The sequence below is a fragment of the Pseudoalteromonas sp. APC 3358 genome, from assembly GCF_030408075.1.
GTDB classification, from domain to species: Bacteria; Pseudomonadota; Gammaproteobacteria; order Enterobacterales; family Alteromonadaceae; genus Pseudoalteromonas; species Pseudoalteromonas arctica.
In genome coordinates this window covers 190,235-210,982 of sequence record NZ_JASDCE010000007.1, presented here as the reverse complement: position 1 = coordinate 210,982, position 20,748 = coordinate 190,235, and the positions used below count along the sequence as shown (strand labels likewise).

General features: G+C 39.0%; 11 protein-coding genes. 8 read left to right on the top strand and 3 right to left on the bottom strand.

The annotated features are described in order from the left end of the window. Window positions 1-9 precede the first annotated feature (9 nt). Window positions 10-2,418, top strand: coding sequence for a glucan 1,4-alpha-glucosidase (locus tag QL995_RS12860; protein ID WP_290294326.1), 2,409 nt, complete (start codon window positions 10-12; stop codon window positions 2,416-2,418). A gap of 128 nt (window positions 2,419-2,546) precedes the next feature. On the opposite strand, the gene QL995_RS12855 is transcribed toward QL995_RS12860, so the two are convergent. Beyond that, entirely contained in the window at window positions 2,547-4,454 is a 1,908-nt protein-coding gene (locus tag QL995_RS12855) for a prolyl oligopeptidase family serine peptidase (protein WP_290294325.1), read from the bottom strand. Between the two features lie 73 nt (window positions 4,455-4,527). Then, complete coding sequence (locus QL995_RS12850; RefSeq protein WP_101164482.1) at window positions 4,528-7,713, bottom strand: TonB-dependent receptor; 3,186 nt, start codon at window positions 7,711-7,713, stop codon at window positions 4,528-4,530. A gap of 1,347 nt (window positions 7,714-9,060) precedes the next feature. Between QL995_RS12850 and QL995_RS12845 the strand changes: the two genes are divergently transcribed. After that, window positions 9,061-11,988, top strand: a complete 2,928-nt coding sequence (locus tag QL995_RS12845) for a TonB-dependent receptor (protein ID WP_290294324.1) — start codon at window positions 9,061-9,063, stop codon at window positions 11,986-11,988. 207 nt (window positions 11,989-12,195) lie between these two features. On the opposite strand, the gene QL995_RS12840 is transcribed toward QL995_RS12845, so the two are convergent. Then, window positions 12,196-13,212, bottom strand: coding sequence for a LacI family DNA-binding transcriptional regulator (locus QL995_RS12840; RefSeq protein WP_290294323.1), 1,017 nt, complete (start codon window positions 13,210-13,212; stop codon window positions 12,196-12,198). 291 nt (window positions 13,213-13,503) lie between these two features. Between QL995_RS12840 and glk the strand changes: the two genes are divergently transcribed. The 6 genes from glk (at window position 13,504) to QL995_RS12810 (ending at window position 20,738) form a co-directional block, all read left to right on the top strand. Further along, complete coding sequence (glk, locus tag QL995_RS12835) at window positions 13,504-14,496, top strand: glucokinase (protein ID WP_010555044.1); 993 nt, start codon at window positions 13,504-13,506, stop codon at window positions 14,494-14,496. Between the two features lie 36 nt (window positions 14,497-14,532). After that, the gene (locus tag QL995_RS12830) at window positions 14,533-15,546 is read left to right on the top strand and encodes a LacI family DNA-binding transcriptional regulator (protein ID WP_007582617.1); all 1,014 of its coding nucleotides are present in this window, start codon (window positions 14,533-14,535) and stop codon (window positions 15,544-15,546) included. Between the two features lie 336 nt (window positions 15,547-15,882). Further along, window positions 15,883-17,733, top strand: a complete 1,851-nt coding sequence (edd, locus tag QL995_RS12825) for a phosphogluconate dehydratase (protein ID WP_007582619.1) — start codon at window positions 15,883-15,885, stop codon at window positions 17,731-17,733. A 33-nt stretch (window positions 17,734-17,766) separates the two neighbouring features. Then, window positions 17,767-18,387 carry a bifunctional 4-hydroxy-2-oxoglutarate aldolase/2-dehydro-3-deoxy-phosphogluconate aldolase gene (gene eda, locus QL995_RS12820; RefSeq protein WP_024590106.1) on the top strand — a complete coding sequence of 207 codons (621 nt, stop codon included), beginning with the start codon at window positions 17,767-17,769 and terminating at the stop codon, window positions 18,385-18,387. A gap of 9 nt (window positions 18,388-18,396) precedes the next feature. Then, entirely contained in the window at window positions 18,397-19,401 is a 1,005-nt protein-coding gene (gap, locus tag QL995_RS12815; protein ID WP_007582622.1) for a type I glyceraldehyde-3-phosphate dehydrogenase, read from the top strand. A gap of 212 nt (window positions 19,402-19,613) precedes the next feature. Beyond that, window positions 19,614-20,738, top strand: a complete 1,125-nt coding sequence (locus QL995_RS12810) for a sterol desaturase family protein (RefSeq protein ID WP_290294320.1) — start codon at window positions 19,614-19,616, stop codon at window positions 20,736-20,738. Window positions 20,739-20,748: the final 10 nt, after the last annotated feature.

The window sequence follows — 20,748 nt, the reverse complement described above, 5'->3', positions numbered from 1 at the left end:
GGTCACACAATGAAAAAATATAACCTTATTACTACCGCTCTTTTAACTTTGGGCTTAACAGCCTGTGGTGCACAAAATACGAATAACGAAAATATTGACGCTACAGTTTCAGCCGCTCCTGGCGCACCGGGTGCTGAACCATATTGGGCTTACGCGGGTAAAACCGGAATTGGTACTTCTTTTGAGCAATACCAAAACGGCCAATATAATAACAACGCTGCGACAGGTGAAGTATCAAAAGTATGGTTTTCAATTGCCAAAGGTATGATCACCGAAACTATGTTTGGACTCATTCACCAAGCTCAGATTAAAGATATGCAGTTTGTAGTAACCGGTAAAGATTTTACTGTCACTGAAGCTGACGACTTAGACGTTACAATTGATTACTTACATAAAGACGATAAAGGCAGACCACTATCGCTTGCTTACAAAGTAACAAGTACAGATAAGAAAGGGCGTTTTACCCTCGAAAAACACATATTCACCGACCCTGACGGACAAACATTGTTTGTACGCAGTATTTTTAATACATCACTTAAAGGCGTGAAAGCGTATGTTGCTGTTAACCCTTATATAAACAACAACGGCTTAGGTGATTTTGCAAAAACCACTGAGCAAGGCTTAGTAGCATGGGAAGATGATAATTTTTTAACGTTGCAATCATCTACGCCATTCAAAATGCAAAGTGTAGGCTTTACAGGTGTGAGCGATGGCATCACCTCACTTAAAAAACAACACACACTAAGCAAAAAATATTCAAACACCGGCGATAAGGCCGGTAATGTCACTCTGCTGGCAGAGCTTGGTACTATCGATAGTAATACCACATTTGATTTAGCACTAAGCTTTGGTAAAACGCAGCAGCAAAGCCAGCAACAAGGTGCACAGAGCTTATCTAAAGGTTATCAAAATGTGCTTGATGCCTACAACGGTAAAGGTGAAGCGCTAGGCTGGGAAGATTATTTACAAAGCCTTGAGCCATTAAATACAATGGTTAAGCAAACAGCCGATGACGGTAAGCTACTTTATACCAGTGCAATGGTACTAAAAGCGCAAGAAGACAAAACTAATGCGGGTGCGCTCATTGCCTCACTTTCTAATCCTTGGGGTGAAACTGTTTCAGCCAAAGAGGGTTCGACTGGTTACAAAGCGGTATGGGTTCGTGATTTTTATCAAGTAGCTATGGCATTTATGGCCTTAGGCGATACCGCCACTGCAAAAACGGCCTTCGAATACCTTGAAAAAGTACAAGTTACTAGCAAAACCCCGGGTAACAATGGTGATACAGGATGGTTTTTACAAAAAACACATGTTGATGGCGAACTTGAATGGGTAGGGGTACAGCTAGATCAAACAGCTATGCCAATTATGCTCGCGTGGAAGTTACATCAAGCAAACGTACTAAGTGATAACGAACTTAAAGATTGGTACGCACGCATGCTAAAACCGGCAGCTGACTTTTTAGTTGATGGCGGAAGAGCTAAAATTTTATGGAACGACATGCAAATCACTCCACCTGCAACACAGCAAGAGCGCTGGGAAGAGCAAAGTGGTTATTCTCCTTCTACAACGGCTGCCGTTGTTGCTGGCCTTATAACAGCCAGTGACATAGCAACACTCAGTGGTGATACTCAAAATGCAGGTCGTTATTTAGCAACGGCTAAAAAGTACAACAGTGATATAGAATCGCAAATGTTTACCACCGAAGGTAATTTAAAAGGTGATAGCACCGATGGCGAGTATTTTATTCGTATAGGTCAAGACACCGACGCTAACTCTAATACTAAAATTAACGCCAACAATGGCCGTAAAGGTTTTAACAAAAAGCAGATTTTAGACGGTGGTTTTTTAGAATTAGTCCGCTATGGAGTAAGAAGTGCCAACGATTCAAGTATAGTTAAAACCCTGCCTGAGTATGACGACGAAACGCTTGAAGATAACTTACAAGTTAAATACAGCTTTACCTTTACCGATGGTAGCGGCACATTTGCAGGCTATCGCCGTTATGGCAACGACGGTTACGGCGAAGATGAAACCACAGGTACTAATTACGCCGAAAGCGGGAGCAACACGCCAGGCCAACGTGGTCGTGTATGGCCATTTTTTACAGGCGAACGCGGACACTATGAAATAGCGGCCGCAAACGCAAATAATACGCTAGATGATGCAAAACAAGCGGACATTAAAAATAGTTACGTAAAAGGTTTAGAGCAGTTTGCCAATAGCGGCATGATGCTACCTGAGCAAGTATGGGATGGCGTTGGCGTAAATAAAGCAGGTTATGAATTAGGCGAGGGCACAAACTCAGCAACACCTCTAGCTTGGACACATGCAGAATACATTAAGCTTGTACGCTCACTCAGTGATAAACAAGTTTGGGACTATTATCCGGTGGTAGCTGAGTCGCTTAAAGACTAATATAAAGCATGCTGTAGTTATTAAAAAAGGCTTCTAAATAAATTTAGAAGCCTTTTTGTTATGTACTCACTTAATATTAAAACAAAAGAATGCTCTTCAAATAAAATGAGTGTCACTTTTTAGTTACATTATTTGAGGCCACACTTATTATCAAACCATGATAACAACTCGGTATAAAATTCTTTTTTATGATCGTAGAAAAGCGTATCAGAAAAGTGATCGGCATCTTCAAGCTCAATATATTTAAAGTCTTTTTTGTACTTTTCAAGCTCAGATACGAAGTCTCTACTGTGTTTTACTGGAACACGACTGTCGATATCACCATGCACAACCAGTATAGGAATATTTACTTTATTTACTTGCTCTACAGGAGAGACACCTGTAATCGTAGGGCGTTGTAAGATACTTAAAAAGCGATTTTCGTTAAGAGTTGCATTAATACGACTTAAATCACTTACCCCGGCACCGGCAACAACACATTTGTATATGTTATTTTCACGCATAGATGCAGCAAATGCAGCGTAACCACCATAACTCCAGCCAAATAAAGCGAGTTTATCTTTTGTCGCTAAGCCTTTATCGATCAAGTACTGCGCAGCATCGTCTAAATCATCTTGTTTTTTTAAGCCCCAGTTATTATCACCGGCTATCCAATGCTCCAGACCGTAACCCGTAGAACCACGATAGTTTGGTTGAATAACGACGTAACCATGATAGGCGAGTAACTGCGCCCAGTCATCAAATACAACAGAGTCACGCACCCAAGGACCACCGTGAGGAAGTACTATCGCAGGGTAAGGACCTTTAGTCGCAGGAATGGTTACATATGCTTTTATTTTGCGTCCATCTCTTGCTTTATAAGAGATATATTTAACGGATCCTAATTTACTTTTATCAATAAACGGAAGTCGATCACCAATTTTAGTCAGCTTCTGCTTATCAGTAACAATGTAATAGCTGCCAGGATTATCGTCAGCAGATACTCTTACTACTAATACGTTATCGTTATCAGAGCTACTAATGATTTGTACAAATTTATCTTTAAATAAAGAAGCAACAGATTCGTTAAGTGCTTGAAGGTTTGGGTCTGTGAAATAAAACTTAGGCTGCTTGGTTGTATAGCGAAAGCCTTGTAAAGTACCGTCGGTATCAAGTATAACACCGTCTGTATCTACAGATTTAAGACCAAATTGACGTTCAGAATACTGACCTGTTTTAATATTGTAAATATAAATGCCAGTCGTATTTTCGCCTAAGTTGGCATTAACATAAACTTCGTTAGGATTACCTTTTGCAAATCCTAATATCTCAAAGTTTTCACGCTTTTTAGGACTAACTTGCTTAATTACTTTCCAATCATCATTGCCTTTATCTCGGGCATAATAATCGATTGCGTTATCAGATTTATTCCAACCTTGGGCTATTCTTATTTCACCATCGTAGTCAGAAACAAACGAGCCTGAGACTTTTTCATTTCCGCGCATTACAGTAACGCTTCGTCCAGTGTTAATATTAAATCTCACTACATCTGGAATGTAGTTATTATTAATATCAACTTCTACAAGTACTTCATCTTTTTTGTCTGGAAGTATATTTATTATATTAAATTGAACATTTCGCTTTTTCTTAAATGGTAATAACCAGTCGCCTTTACCATCTGCATCAGTTATTGCAAACTTATTAACCCAGTATTTGCGACTTCCATCTTCTAGTATTTGTCTAAACATAACGCCAATTTTTTCATCGTTTAACCATACGATGGAAGATATCAACATTTTATCCGCGCCCAACCTTACGGGGTCTGATTCTAGGTTATTTGGATCTCTTATCTCAATTATATAGTCACCATTTTTGGTAGTCGCTCTTAAAATAGCAAGCTTCTTACCATCAGGTGATGCTACAACACTACGGATAGCCGATGACATTGAGAAAGCATCGATATTGCTCACTTGTGTCGCATCTTCAGTTTCGCTATTAGCGAAAGAAGATAGGCTTAGTAAGGTAAATCCTACTAACATTCTTTTTTTAAGTTTCATTTTTTATTCCCTCAAAAAAAATGGCCTAAAATTTTAGGCCATCTGGATTGAATATATACTCAGCCAATTCTAATTAAAAAGAAGCTGTAAAACTGATGTATGGGCTACGTCCTGAAGTATCATAACCAACACCTAGAGGGATGTTAGTATTTGAGAAAGAACCATTTGGATCTACTTTTGGTGGAGCTTCATTAAATACGTTACGTACACCAAAGTTCACTTTATAAGCATCGTTAGACCAAGTCATACCGATGTTATGTACAAAGTAGTCATCAGTGAAACCAACAGGGCGACATTTAAGTGGAGCACCATTTGCGTCAGTTAAACCACGACAACCTGCAGTACCTTCTTCGAATTCACCTAAATCATCTTCATCTTCACGACCTTTACCGATGAAACGTGTTTCCCAGTTAAACCTAAAATCAGAATATTTAAGTTGTAAGCGTGCTGTACCGCGCCATTCTGGTGAATCTGGCTCACCCATATTGTCATCAATAGTACCAAGTACATCAAAAACTTGCTCTGTCATACGCGTGGCTTGAAGGTCTAGTGTAATACCTAAGTTTTCTTCTGCAATTACCGTATCTGTTTCAAAGTAGATATTGTAATCAAAACCTTTAGAAGAGATTAAACCAATATTGATAAAGCTAGCATCAACTAAATCAATTTGACCATTTTCGTCACGGCCTATACGGCTACAAAAAGCATCATTACCATCTGCAGAATAACACTGACCAATACTGTAGAAAGCACTTGGCTCTGCAATACTATTTGTTACTTCAATATCAAAACGAGTTAATGACATTGTTAAATCAAATGCATCAGTGAACGGTTGTTCAAAGATAAAACCGTATGTTTTAGCCACTGATGTTTCAGCACTAAGCTCAGTTGTACCGCCAGTTTCAATCTCAGCGCTGTAAGTAGCAGTATATGAATCAGTCCCACCTTGACCTAAACCAAGAGTAGTTGGATCAATACCTGATGCTTGACAAGCGTTTAGTACCGCTGTATCACGTGTTTCTTCAGCTGCATTATATGTAGCTGCTGAACCTGGGTTCAATGGGTCTATATTACGAGCATCTTCCGGAACAACACATGGATCGGCAACTGTATTAAAACCAGACGTACCGTTTAAGAAACGTTCACGTAAGTTTGGCGCTCTATAAGAAGTACCTTTTGTAGCACGAAGAGTAAACCAATCAACAGGACGGTAGATAGTTTTAAGACTATAAGTTGATTCAGCATCGTAGAAAGATTCTTCAGAAACACGGCCAGAAGCTGTAAATGTAAGTTCTTCAGCACCTTTAACTCCTTTAAGTAAAGGGAAGTCAACTTCTGTGAATATTTCTTTTAGATTACGAGAACCATCAGCGCCTTGGTCAGCAAAGTAGCCCCATAGTAAGCCTTGTGATGCTGCTGCATTAGGATTTGATTCAATCTCATCACGACGATATTCAATACCAACGATACCTGCAACAGTTTCGTTATTCCATGGTAGTGCAAAGAAGTCACCACCCATGAATGCATTAAAAACAAACTGGTTTACTTTAGTTTCGATGTCGCGATCAATAAATAAATAGGCCGCTTCTTCAGGTGAAAGCGTACCGCCACCTTCTTGGTAAATACTGTCTGCAAATAAATTAACAGGAACACATCCATCAGAACCGGTACCACAGGTAACAGTACCATCATCATTAAGAACAGCGGTTTCTAATGAGTTAATTAAGCGCTCTTCATCAATACCAACACGGTGGTCAGTACCTTTAGATGCGCTGTACGATACAGACGCGTCGTAGTACCAATTGTCTAAACCAATGTTTTCGAACATACCAAGATTACCAGTAACACCGGTAACTAAACGATATTGTGATACTTCAACCTCAGTTTGATCACGGTCACCACGAATATTGATGATTGGCTGAACGGCTTCTGGTCCACCAGGGCCCACACCTAACACGCCAAAACAGTCAATACCGTTTGTTCCACAAGGGTTATATGGGTTTGATGCCGCTACTTGTTGAAATATTTGTGCACCTGGGCTAAAAATTGGTGATTTACGACTCGCATATAAACCTTCGTAGTAGAAAGTTGTATCGTTATCATCTTGGAAGTTATATTCACCATTAAGCATTAGTGAAATACGTTCATTTTTACTTCTGTAATCACCACTTTTGTAGTAATCAGATTGTTGGAAAGCGTATAGAGGGTCTTGGAAATCAACGTCACGGAAACCATCTCCGTTACCATCAACAAATACACCATCATTAATACCATCGCCATCGAAATCGCCAGCTACCCATGAAGGTAAAAATCCTTCAAGACTTGATGGTACAGTTGATTCGCTGAAGTTTGGAATACCAGTGTTTGTAAAGTTAGGAGTGTAATAAACACTACCAAAGAAAGAAGGTACGCTAATACGGTTTGTTAGAGGGAAAATATCACATGAATCTTCACCACTCGCCACAGGACCATAGCCACTGTTTCTCGTTACGATACTGCCATCTTCAGCTTCCCAAATACGCTCTTCACACCCTTTAACAAAAGGGTTACCAGATAAAGATTGAGATTTTTGTTCTGAATATTCAACGCCTACAGTGATAAAACCATTATCCATGGTTTTGCCCCACATACCCGAAAGTACAGTTTCTTCACCGCCTTCACCTTTAGGTTGACGATAAGATGCATCAAAAATAAAACCTTCAACATCTTTTTTCAATATTACGTTAGCTACACCCGCTACCGCATCAGAACCATAAACGGTTGATGCGCCATCAAATAAATTCTCTACACGCTCAATCATTACGCCAGGTATTAAATTTAAATCAGGGGATGTTGGTGCACCACCAACGCCAGCAGGCGCCATTCTTCGGCCATTAATAAGTACAAGAGTTCGTTCAGCACCTAAACCACGAAATCCGATTGTTGCAGCGCCCGGACCGTTATCTAGTACAAAACCACCAAATGTATTATCTATTTGAGCACCAGCCGCTTGGCTGGTCGATTGAAGCATTGAGCCTGCATCAAATAAACCCATTTCACGAGATAAGTCGCCATTGATAATTTGAATTGGTGATGCATTTGAAAATTCAGCTTTTCTTATACGTGAGCCTGTTACAACTATTCGTTCAGGTGCTTCTTCTTCTAATTCTACGTCTGAATTCAAGTCATTTTCTTGAGCTAGCGCGTTAGGCGCTAAGGCTACAGAGCCTAGCAATAAAGAGTACCTTATTGCATTTGATAGAGCTTTAGTTTTAAACATATGTAAATCCCTGAGATATTGTTGTTATTTAGGCTATAAAGTTACAGATCAAAATCATAGCAGCACAATAAATTTACATTATAGAAACAAAATAGTAAATGCAGTTAACAGTTTGCTGTTGCTATGGAATGTGTAATTGATGTTTTTTTGATGAAAAAGTATAGTTTTTTGGGTGGTGTTTTTTTTAATTTATTGTTTATTATATGATTTTATTGTTTGTAAATGAATGTGAACAGATGTAATCAGTATTTGCTTAATAAAGAAGGCTCAGCTTGACCTTTTAGGAGTGAGAATAGGATTTAATAGGGCGCTTTGTACTTATTCACCACATATCAATTTTAATAAGTTCTCTACTACATTTGCCCAGCAACAGTGGTGTTTCGATCTATTGTAGTTAGTTGTGAGTTTACGTAACTTGCAATGACTGTAATAACAAAGCCGATGCAACAAATTTTGGTACGTTAATATTAGCTTCTTTAAGCGCACGAATAACAACAATAGCTACTGAATTGCTTGCAGCAAACAATGCGTTAAATTTTATGTTATTGGCGATAAGTGAACGGCGTGATACCTCAATTATTCAGTGGGTATAGTATTAGCTATTTTTCGCTCTCTTATTTTCACGTTATTAGCAAGTAGTGCGCTAAATGATGTAAAACAAGCGTGGGATGTATAGGTGTAAATAAAGCAGGTTATAAGTTGGGTGAGGACACAAACTCAGCTACACCTAAAGTTTGGATACATGCAAAATATATTAAGCAGGTACGTTTACTCAGTGGTAAACGAGTTTGGGATCATTATTTGGTGGTTTTCGAGTCATTTAAGTAATGATTTTGAAATTATATGACATAAAAAAAGATTTTAATTAGGCGTTTTTTTTTCTAAATTAAATTCCGTTTTTTGCAACGGTATAGGGTTTGTGAAGTGTGGTGTGAATATTTATGCTAATTAAGTGGGATAGTATTTTGATGGGAGTTTTAAGTGAATTGTATAAGAGTTGTTCTTTAATGGTGTTTATGGCGCTGTTTTTATAAATAATGGAGTCTGCTTTTTATTCATTTTGTTGGTTTTGCAAATAACTAATAATGTAAATTATATGTTTGTTTTTTTGTTTTTATTTTGTTTTTTGGTTTTATCCTTGGTTTTTTGTTAATTTATTGTTTTTTATGGTGATTTTCCTGTTAATTGCTGTCGCATTTTGTTGGTAAGTTTGTTTTTATTGTGTTATTAATTTGTTTCTCCTTACACGTTAAGGGGGTTAAATACTTTAAATTAGTAGGCGTTATATAAAGTATTTAACGTAAGACATAAAAAATAATAATCTAATTATCTAGGGATAAATCAAAAATGAACCATAATTTTTCTAAGACATTTAAACGCTCATTCACTGCTGCAGCAGTTGCAATGACGTTAAGTGCGGCAATGCCAGCAATGGCAGATAACGTTAATGGCGCTATCAAAGGTAGCTTAACTGCTCAGTCAGGTGTTTCATTAGCGGGTGCATCAATAACAATAACAGATAAAAGCAAAGGTTATTCTAAAACACTAACTGCTGATGCAAATGGTGAGTTTGATCTTAAGCAAGTGCCTGTAGGTAAATATGATATTACAGTATCCCAATCTGGTTTTGACCAAGCTCAAGTTAAAGATGTTGTTATAGGGGTAGGTAAAACAGCTCTCATTCAAATTCCACTAACTACAGGTAATATCGAAAGAATTGCTGTTGTAGGTGGCTCTATTCGTGCAATAGATGTTTCTGCATCAGAGTCTTCATTAAATATTAGTTCTGAAGAATTATCGCTACTACCAATATCTCGCTCAGTAACTTCAGTAGCATTGCTTGCGCCTGGCGCAACTGAAGGGGACAGTCGTTTTGGCGACCAAGCTTCATTTGGTGGTGCTTCTGTAGCTGAAAATGCTTATTACGTGAATGGTCTAAATATGACTAATTTCCGAAATGGTCTTGGCGGTGCAACAATCCCATTTACCGCGTACGATAGCTTCCAAGTTAAAACGGGTGGTTATTCTGCAGAGTTCGGGCGTACTACCGGTGGATTAATCTCATCAGTTACTAAATCTGGTTCTAATGATTTTCACTTTGGTGTTGAAACGATTTATTCATCTGACTCGTTAAGTGAGCAAGCTCCTGATTCACTTTACAAGCAAAATGATCGCTGTGAAGACGCGGATGGCCATTGTATTGGTGACTTATACGTAAACAATCAAGATGATTATAATAATTCTTTTGAAACAAATATTTATGCATCAGGAGCTATAATCGAAGATACTTTGTTCTTTTATGGTATCTATACGGCTAGAGATGTTGACTACGAATACGGTAATGCATCTCAAACAGATTTAACAGTTGAAAAAGATGATGACCCATATTACCTAGCTCGTTTTGACTGGAATATTAACGAAGATCATCAACTAATGCTTTGGGGCTTTAGTGATAAACGAACTTATTCTGAAAAAACAATTTCAGACCCTCAAGGAAATGGTAATTACACTGAAGATGGTGGTACAGCTTACCATAAGCGAGGCGGAGAAAGTTTTGCAGTTCGTTATACTGGTAACCTAACAGATGATCTAAGTATGTCAGCAATGTTTGGTCAGGTTAAGTTTTCAGAAACTGATTACTCAGACTTTGATGATTGTCCTACAGGTTATGATGCCGATTTAGGTGAGGATACTACGTGTTATGTAAACTTTACCGTTGGTGAAAATGAAGATAAACGTGAGCAATTGCGCGTTGACTTTGATTATTACCTAAACGATGAGCATACGTTAAAATTTGGTTATGATTCTGAAACTAATACAGCTGATTCAACAACACAAAACTCTGGTGGCGTTTACTACTATTATCGTACATACGAAGAAGGCGCTAGACTGGCTAATGGTTATGTCTTACCTGAAGAAATGAAGACAACACGTGTACGCGATTATAAAAATGGCGGTTCGTTTGAAGTAGAAAACTGGGCTATTTATATTGAAGATCAATGGTCAGTTACTGAAGATTTAACATTAACATTAGGCCTTCGTAATGATAGTTTTACTAACTACAATGCAGATGGCGAAGAGTTTGTTTCTATTGATAACCAAATTGCCCCTCGTATAGGTGGTTCTTGGGATATTAATGGAGATGGCGATAGTAAGTTGTTCTTCACTGCTGGTCGTTATTACCTACCAGTTGCAGCTAATACTAATATCCGTTTAGCTGGTGCAGAGACTTATATTCAAACATGGTATGCATATGAAGGCTTAAACGCAGACGGTACTCCTGTTGGTTTAGGTACTCAGCTAGGTGATCCTGCTATTTCTAATGGTGGTGACGGTACTGCAAAACCATCAAATACCTTATCTGATAAAGATCTTGAACCAATGTATAACGATGAGTATATGATTGGTTATCAAGCAGCAATTAATGATGATTGGTCATGGGGTATCAAGGCAACTTACCGTGTTTTAGGTAATCAAATTGATGATGGTTCTTATATCTTTAATGATGAAAATGGTGAATATTTAGGTGAGAACTGGTTCTTATTTAATCCTGGCAATGGCGCTACTTTCAATTTTGATCTTGATGGTGACGGCACCACTGAAGAATATAGCTTTACTGCACAAGAGTTAGGTTACCCGGAAGCCAAGCGTAAATACGCATCAGTTGATTTAACATTAGAGAAAACATGGGATCAGGTTTGGTCTTTAAAAGCGCTATACACATGGTCTCACAACTATGGTAATACAGAAGGTTTTGTTAAATCTGATAATGCTCAAGATGATGCTGGTCTTACGCAAGATTGGGATTACCCTTATTTAATGGATGGTGCTAATGGTAATCTACCTGCAGATCGTCGTCATAACATTAAAATTTATGGTGCTTTTGCTGTTACAGAAGACTTCTTAATTGGTGCTAATGTTAATATCGCATCTGGACGTCCTTGGACTGCTTTAGGTCAAGGTTATACTCCAGACCCTGATCAATACGTATACGGTGATACTTACTACGTAGGTGACAAACGTTTCCCTCGTGGCAGCATGGGTACTACACCATGGACAGCACGTTTAGATCTTAACTTTACTTATAACCTTCGCTTTAACGATCAGAAAGTTCGTTTAGCTATGGATATATTTAACGTATTTGATGCCTCTACTGAAACTCGTTACGACGAAGCTGCAGAAATAGCTGCTGGCGATGGAAATGCTACATTTGGTTTAGCTCAGGCTTACCAGTCTCCTCGTAGAATTCAATTATCAGCGTCTTACGATTTCTAATAACTTGTTAGTATGAGTTAAAAGTTGTTTAATAAAAAAGCCTCGTTAGAGGCTTTTTTTATATCTAAATTTTGAATTTTTGTGAGATATGAATACATCAGAAAGAAAAGTGAAATGAATAGATAAAAATATACTGAATAAAATTTAAGTAGTTGTAACTGCCAATTAAAACCTTTTGTTAATTCTGCTTTATTTTATCAGGCAGGCTCAGCTTGACCTTCTAGGAATTAGAATAGGAGCTAATAGGGTACTTTGTACTTCTTCACCACGTATCAGTTTTAATAAGTTCTCTACGAGCATTTGCCCAGCAACAGTGGTGTTTTGCTCTATCGTCGTCAGCGGTGGATTTACATAACTAGCAATGGCTATGTTATCAAAGCCGACTATCGCAACATCTTTTGGCACGTTAATATTTGCTTCTTTAAGTGCACGTATAGCGCCAATAGCAATTAAGTCGCTTGCAGCAAATAAGGCGTTAAATTTAATATTATTAGCAATGAGTGAGCGAGTGGCGTGATACCCAGATTCTTCAGTTGATATAGCATTAGCCATTTTACGCTCGTTTATTTTTACGTTGTTAGCCAGTAGCTCATCTTTAAAACCCTGAAAGCGACTAAAGAATTCAGGGCTATGATCAGATGCATCACCAATAAAAGCGCAATCAGTTCTGCTGTGAGCAATAAAGTGCTCAGCGGCAAGCTTACCGCCACCGTAGTTATCACAACAAACAGTTAAATCTGGGCGATTATCAACCGTTGCACCCCAACAAACAAACTTAGTGTTTTGTTCAAGTAAGGTGTTAAATTTTGGTTGGTAATCAATGTAATCGCCATAACCGAGTAAAATAATACCATCGGCTCTGTGGCTATCTTCATAGTCTGCTTGCCAATCAGCACTGGCCGATTGAAATGATACTAATAAATCGTAACCTTCTTTAGCGCAAGCACGGGTAATGCTGCCAAGCATGGCTAAAAAGAAAGGATTAATTTGTGATTCATCAGAAGTAGGGTCTTCGAAAAGAAGTAATGCAAGTGTGCTGCTTTGTTGTGTACGCAAGTTGCTGGCATTTTTATCAACTTTATAATTAAGCTTTTTAGCTATATCGAAAACACGCTTACGTGTTTCTTCATTAACAAGATGGCTGTTACGTAAAGCGCGAGATACAGTTGATTGAGATACCCCTGCATAGTGGGCAATATCAAATGAGGTGGCTTTACCTTTCATTGTTACAACTTAATTAATTTGATAAATAATTGTGTCATTTTCGTTTATTAATGAATAATTTCAAGCTTTTTGTGAATTAACGTATATTTTTATTGATAAACGGCTGACACCGGTGTCATAATATAAATGTTTTATCATTTTGTTGTCAAAACGTATTCGCTGTTTATATATTTTATAGGCAGCATTTTTTACTGTGATAGCTACTTTGAGGTGATAGCTCAAAGTATAAATAACAATGGTATACCATTGTAAAATAATAAGCACGAGTCGCTTAACAAAAGAGATAATACTATGAGCCTAAACTCTTCTGCCCAATTTGATCCCATCTTAGTTGCTGATGTTGGCGGCACCAATGCCCGCTTTGCTTTAATAACTGCTTTTAATGAGCACACTAACCAATTTGTAATAGAGCACATTAATATTTTTCCTAGTGCTAATTTTGGTTCACTTGAAAGTGCGCTTGAGCAATATTTACAAACAGTCTCGCATATTACACCCAAACGCGCATGTTTAGCCGTTGCAGGTCCAATAAAAGCTGGGCAGGTACATTTAACCAATTTAGGTTGGCATTTTAGTGTTAGTGAATTTAAAACTCATTTTGATTTACAGCAACTAGAAGTCATTAACGATTTTGCTGCTTTTGCATATGCGGCTCCTTACTTAGATCCTAAACAAAATGTCATTGTTAAATCAGGTCAAGCTGATGATAATGCAAACATTGGTGTTATAGGTCCCGGTACTGGTTTTGGTGCCGCGTGCTTAGTTAGAACGTCGCAATCTACCGCTGTTTTAAGTTCAGAAGGGGGGCATATATCGCTTGCACCAGTTAATGAACTCGATACTTTACTATTAAATGAGTTACGTAAAGATCATCCCCATGTTTCTATCGAAACTGTATTTTCAGGCCCTGGCATAACGCATTTATACAAAGCGATGTCTGCGGTTAAGGGTGTAACAGCTAAAAATTTAGATGCTGCGCAAATAAGTAGTCTAGCAAATAGCGGTGAATGTGCTGTGTGCGATGCAACGCTTAATCAATTTTGTGATTGGATCGGCAGTGTAGCTGGCGATTTAGCCGTTGTTTACGGCGCTTTAGGCGGACTATTTATTGGCGGTGGAATACTGCCTCGTATGCAAGCAAGACTTCTAGAGAGCCGTTTTGTTGAACGATTTTCGCAAAAGGGTATTATGTCGCAATACGCAGGGCAAATTCCTGTAATACTTGTAACACAAGATAATATTCCACTAATTGGTGCCGCAGCGTGTTTGCACAACAGCAAATAAGGAGCTTTCCTTGTTCGCATTTGGAAAAATAGAGTGATGAAAAAAGTAACAATAAACAGTGTGGCAAGTCATGCTGGTGTTTCTAAAAAAACCGTATCACGCGTTTTAAATAACGAGCCTAATGTTAGTGCTGCAACCCGAGAAAAGGTGCTTGCGGTATTTAAAGAACTCGATTACACCCCAAATCCAATTGCACGAGGCCTCGCACAAAATCGTAGCTTTATTATTGGGTGTCTTTACGATAACCCAAGTAAAAGCTACATTACTCGCGTGCAAACGGGTGCTTTAGAAGCATGTAAAGAAAATAACTATAATTTATTGATACACCCTTGTGAGTTTCGTGGTGAAGCCCTTATAAATAATATTGAGCAATTACTACAGACTTCTCGATTAGATGGCATTGTGCTAACACCTCCTTTTGGTGATTTTGCAGAGCTTGTTACTTTTTTAAAATCTAAAAAAATTCCTTACGCAAGGGTTGCGTCAGCTTTACTTCAAGATGATTCTATTTCAGTTCGTAGTAATGATGAGCAAGGCGCATTTGAAATTACTGAACATCTAATTAGTCTTGGGCATAAATCTATAGCGTTTATTAAAGGGCACCCGGATCACAGTGCCACGCAACAACGCTTTAAAGGCTACAGGCGTTCACTTGCAAGCCATGGAATAGAGTTTGATGAGCGCTTAGTAGAGGAGGGTAACTTTAGTTATCACTCAGGTGTAGATAGTGCACGCAGTATTTTAGATTTATCTCCTAGGCCAACAGCTGTATTTGCATCAAACGATTACATGGCGGCAGCGGTATTAAAATTAGCTACCCAGCGCCAATTAAAAGTGCCTGATGACATTTCAATAGCCGGCTTTGATAATGCACCCATTGCACGTCATATTTGGCCTGGTTTAACGACTATTGCACAGCCTGTTGAAGAAATGACTAAACAAGCCGTAACTCAACTTATTTCACACATCGCTCAACCGCAAGAACAGCCGTATCAGGTAACGCTTGAGTCACGCTTGATTACACGCGAGTCTACCTCTGCGATAAAATAGTGAGTTAAAAACACTTTCACAGTAGCCCGAATATGAGTGACGCTTATTCGGGCTTTTTTTTGCTCTGAACTTGCTAAAATATACTTTGTGCCTAAAAATCAATTAGGTCATTATTCGGTCATGTTAAAATATTAAACTATTTTTGTTACCCGGGGTTGACACCGGTGTCATTGCTATGCGTTAATACAGTGACACCGGTGTCAGGGCTGTTGTGAGAGGCTCCCTGGTAGCGTACCTTTGAACGGGTAAATCAAAGATGCTCAGTACAGTTATTTACGTGGAGTCTGTAGTTGCTACTGAGCCTTTATCCTCTAACTAATAGAGATGAGTTAAATTATGTTACATCCTCGTATTCAAGAAGTTACCCAGCGTGTTATCGAACGCAGTAAAAATACCCGTCAAGATTATTTAGAACGTATTTCGCACGCAAAAAAACAAACAAGAGTTCGTGCCGGTTTAGGTTGCGGAAATATAGCCCATGTTATGGCTGCATGTAGCAGTGATGACAAAGCGCGCTTAAAGGCTGATGAGCAGCCAAATCTTGCTATTATCAACTCATATAACGATATGCTATCGGCTCATGTGCCATACAAAGACTACCCAGATTTAATTAAAGACATTGCTACCAAATACGATGCTACAGCACAAGTTGCTGGTGGCGTTCCTGCAATGTGTGATGGTGTTACGCAAGGGCGTGACGGCATGGAACTTTCGCTTTTTTCTCGTGATGTAATTGCTATGTCTACGGCAATATCGCTTTCACACGATGTGTTTGATGGCGTTTTTTGTTTAGGCGTTTGCGACAAAATCGTCCCGGGTTTATTAATTGGTGCATTGTCGTTTGGTCATTTACCTGTGTTCTTTTTACCAGCAGGTCCAATGCAGTCAGGTATTCCTAATAAAGAAAAAGCACGTATTCGTCAAAAATTTGCACAAGGTTTAGTAAGTCGCGAAGACTTATTAGAGGCTGAAAGCGCGTCTTACCACAGCGCAGGTACTTGTACGTTTTACGGTACTGCAAACTCAAACCAAATGTTAATGGAAATAATGGGCTTACACCTTCCTGGTAGTTCGTTTATTAATCCTTACACTGAGCTTCGTGATGGTCTTACAGGTAATGCTGTAGAAACTATGCTTAAGCAGCTTACAGATGATAAAGAAAGCCCGTGTTTGGCCGATGTGATCAGCGAAAAAACGATTATAAACGGTTTAGTAGGCCTGCTTTCTACAGGTGGTTCTACTAACCATGCAATTCATATTGTTGCGATAGCAAAAGCTGCCGGCATTCAGGTTACGTGGAAAGATATGTCTGATTTATCAGAAGTTGTACCACTACTTACACGTATTTACCCTAACGGCTCTGCAGATGTAAACCACTTCCAAGCAGCTGGCGGTATGGGTTTCTTAATGCGAGAGCTAGCAAGCGCTGGTTACTTACACACAGACGTTAAAACAATGCTAGGCGATGGTTTAGCACCTTACATGACAGAGCCTCGTTTGGATAAAGACGATAGCCTGATCATGAGCAACTCAACCGGCCCAACTAAAGTTAAATGGGTAGATTGCCCAGCAAACTCACACGATGAAGAAGTACTTCGCCCAGTGAGTAACCCTTTTAGTAAGCAAGGTGGTCTGCAACTTCTAACGGGTAACTTAGGTAAAGCTGTTATTAAAGTGTCAGCTGTTGCTATTGAACATCAGGTTGTTACTGCTCCTGCAAAAGTGTTTAGCTCACAAAGTGCTCTGCAAGATGCATACACGCGTGGCGAATTAAACCAAGACTTTATTGCCGTGCTAAAAGAGCAAGGCCCTAAAGCGAAAGGTATGCCAGAGCTACATAAATTAACGCCAGTAATGGCAACGCTTCAAGATGAAGGCTTTAAAGTAGCCATTGTTACTGACGGTCGTATGTCGGGTGCATCAGGTAAAGTACCAGCTGCTATTCACTTAGCACCAGAGGCAGTAGAAGGCGGCATTATTGCTAAAATCCGAGAAGGTGATTTAGTGACACTTGATGCGCCAAACGGAATATTAAAAGTACACGTTAGCGACGAAGAACTTGCTAAACGTGAAGCAGAACTTAGCCTGCCAAGTGCAACATTTGGTACAGGTCGCGAATTATTTACTGGATTTAGAAATATCGTAAGCAGCGCTGATTTAGGCGCGAGTGCTTTTGGACTTGAATAAATATTAGCCATACTGGGTAATGAGGAACAAGTAATGAGTATTGAAAAAATCTTAGCATCGGCACCCGTAGTGCCAGTGGTTGTAATCGAAAAATTAGAAGATGCAGCACCACTTGCAAGAGCGTTATATAACGGTGGCTTAAAAGCCTTAGAAATAACACTACGTACACCTATTGCTGCAGAAGCTGTAAAGCTGATGAAAGCAGAAGTACCTGAAGCCTATGTAGGTACTGGTACGGTAGTAGATAAAGCAAGTTTTGATCTTTCGGTTGCCGCAGGTGCAGATTTTATGGTGAGTCCAGGTGTGAGCGATGAGCTTATTGCTTTGGCTAAAACATCAGATATACCATTTTTACCGGGCGCTGCAACTGCAAGTGAAGTTATGCAACTTGCGTCGCATGGTTTTACGTATTTAAAATTCTTCCCTGCAGAAGCTGCAGGCGGAACAGCAATGCTTAAATCAATCGGTGGCCCATTACCACATATTACTTTTTGCCCAACTGGCGGCATTAGCCTAGCAACTGCACCGAACTATTTAGCGCTTAACAACGTTATTTGTGTGGGTGGTACGTGGATGCTAGATAAACAACTAATTGAAAATAAAGACTGGCAAGCAATTGAAGCGCTTGCTCGCCAAGCAAGTGAACTTAAATAGGAGTCTAAAATGATTAATGTAGCAATTAACGGTTACGGCCGTATCGGTAGAAATGTTTTACGTGCACTTTATGAGTCAGCTCAAAACAGCGAAATTAAAATTGTAGCAATTAACGATTTAGCACCTGCTAACGTTAATGCACATTTAACGCAGTATGACTCAGTTCATGGTCAATTTTCTAAAAAAGTAACACTTGAAAATAACACCATGTTAATTGACGATGACGTAATTACGTTAACGCAAGAACGCGACCCTGCAAATTTACCGTGGAAAGCACTAAACGTAGATATCGTTTTAGAATGTACTGGTTTTTTCACTAAACGTGATGACGCTGCTAAGCACATTACAGCGGGTGCTAAAAAAGTAATCGTTTCTGCTCCAGGTAAAGATATGGATGCAACAGTGGTTCATGGTGTAAACAGCGATGTAATTAACGCTGATAGCCAAATCATCTCAAATGCATCGTGTACTACTAACTGTTTAGCACCACTTGCAAAAGCAATTAACGACACCGTAGGTATTGAAAAGGGGAGTATGACAACGATTCATTCTTATACGAATGATCAAAACCTATCTGACGTATACCACCCAGATCTATACCGTGCTCGTAGTGCGACTCAATCTATGATCCCAACTAAAACAGGTGCTGCGGCAGCTGTTGGTTTAGTATTACCAGAACTTGCTGGTAAATTAGACGGTATGTCGGTACGTGTACCAACAATCAACGTATCTTTAGTTGATTTTACGTTTATTACTAAGCGCGATACGACTGCAGAAGAAATCAATGCAATCATGAAAGAAGCATCAACGGGTTCAATGAAAGATATTTTACAATATAATGAGCTTCCGCTTGTTTCTATCGACTTTAACCATAACCCAGCGTCATCTATCTTTGATGCAACGCAAACTAAAGCCGATGGCAATCTAGTTAAAGTAATGGCTTGGTACGACAACGAATGGGGTTTCTCAAACCGCATGTTAGACCAAGTTAAAGCATTAGGTGCGTTTTTATAATACAGCCCTAATGATGTAAAGTTTTAGCTTTATCCAACCAAGCCACGCATTGCGTGGCTTTTTTGCGTTTGGTTTATCTGTATATTTGCAACTCAGACTATGGAGGGAACTATTTGTATTTTTTATACCCTAAATTTTGTTAATATGTGGGTGTGTAAATCAATGGAATTTCGTTGTATTTAATCAACTCAACGAAGCAAGGAATAATAAAAATGATCAGAGCTTTATCACGAAAGGTATTTCGCACAAATCATCTTCAGATAGGTGAGGGCAACATAAGTGGCTACATAGCCTGCTTTTTAGCAATACTGAGTTGCTTAGGCGTATTAGCGTTTCACTTTCCTGAATACTTAACTACACCAGAGCTGAGGAAAAGCTACAGTGTCGACTTTTTACGTCAGCTTATGTTTGCATCATTATTGGTCTCGGGTAGTTTAGGGCTACTTAACTTTGTACGTAATACCAATAAGCGTTTAGGGGCTACAGCGTGGTTTTTTATTATTCTGGCAATTATGTTTGGCGGACCAAACGTTGAGGTGAACGAGTTTGCCAGCGACACACCTTACATAGGGCTCGATTGGTTTATTTTAGATTTACTCGGCTCAACACTCATATTTATTGTTATTGAAAAGCTGCTACCCCATCGAAAAGATCAAAAAATATTACGTAGCGAATGGCGAGGCGATTTAAACCACTTTTTCGTAAACCATTTAATTATTGGTTTTGTATTACTCGTTACTAACCACTTTGTGCATTATGGTTTTGGCTGGGCTGTATCATCTACGGTACAAGGTTATATAGAGCAAACACCATTTGTAGTGCAGTTGTTTTTAATAATACTCGTGGCTGATTTAATGCAATATTGGGTGCATCGTGCTTATCACGAAGTCCCTTTATTATGGCGCTTTCATGGCGTACATCACAGTGCTAAAGAAATGGATTGGTTAGCGGGCTCTCGCCAACATATTCTTGAAATACTCGTAACGCGCAGCTTAGTGCTCACGCCTATATTTGTACTTGGATTTTCACAGCAAATAATTAGTTTATACGTAATAATTGTGGGTTTACAGGCTGTGTTTAACCATGCAAATGTGCGTGTGAAATTTGGTTGGCTAAAATATTTTATGGTTACACCGCAGTTTCACCATTGGCATCATGCGTCAGATAAAGCCGCAATTGACCGCAATTACGCTGCGCATTTTTCGTTTTTAGACTACGCATTTGGTACTGCTGTTAAAGGCCAAAAAGAGTGGCCAGAGGCGTATGGTGTAGTCGGGGATTACATGCCGGTAGGTATGCTTAAACAACAGGTTTACCCGTTTAAGCGCACTAAATGAGCTCGATTAA

Excerpts from the sequence above, each read along its gene's own strand:
- edd (WP_007582619.1), top strand. The coding sequence starts at position 15,883 with ATGTTACATCCTCGTATTCAAGAAGTTACCCAGCGTGTTATCGAACGC.
- QL995_RS12850 (WP_101164482.1), bottom strand. The coding sequence starts at position 7,713 with ATGTTTAAAACTAAAGCTCTATCAAATGCAATAAGGTACTCTTTATTG.
- QL995_RS12860 (WP_290294326.1), top strand. The coding sequence starts at position 10 with ATGAAAAAATATAACCTTATTACTACCGCTCTTTTAACTTTGGGCTTA.
- QL995_RS12810 (WP_290294320.1), top strand. The coding sequence starts at position 19,614 with ATGATCAGAGCTTTATCACGAAAGGTATTTCGCACAAATCATCTTCAG.
- QL995_RS12830 (WP_007582617.1), top strand. The coding sequence starts at position 14,533 with ATGAAAAAAGTAACAATAAACAGTGTGGCAAGTCATGCTGGTGTTTCT.
- eda (WP_024590106.1), top strand. The coding sequence starts at position 17,767 with ATGAGTATTGAAAAAATCTTAGCATCGGCACCCGTAGTGCCAGTGGTT.
- QL995_RS12855 (WP_290294325.1), bottom strand. The coding sequence starts at position 4,454 with ATGAAACTTAAAAAAAGAATGTTAGTAGGATTTACCTTACTAAGCCTA.
- glk (WP_010555044.1), top strand. The coding sequence starts at position 13,504 with ATGAGCCTAAACTCTTCTGCCCAATTTGATCCCATCTTAGTTGCTGAT.
- gap (WP_007582622.1), top strand. The coding sequence starts at position 18,397 with ATGATTAATGTAGCAATTAACGGTTACGGCCGTATCGGTAGAAATGTT.
- QL995_RS12845 (WP_290294324.1), top strand. The coding sequence starts at position 9,061 with ATGAACCATAATTTTTCTAAGACATTTAAACGCTCATTCACTGCTGCA.
- QL995_RS12840 (WP_290294323.1), bottom strand. The coding sequence starts at position 13,212 with ATGAAAGGTAAAGCCACCTCATTTGATATTGCCCACTATGCAGGGGTA.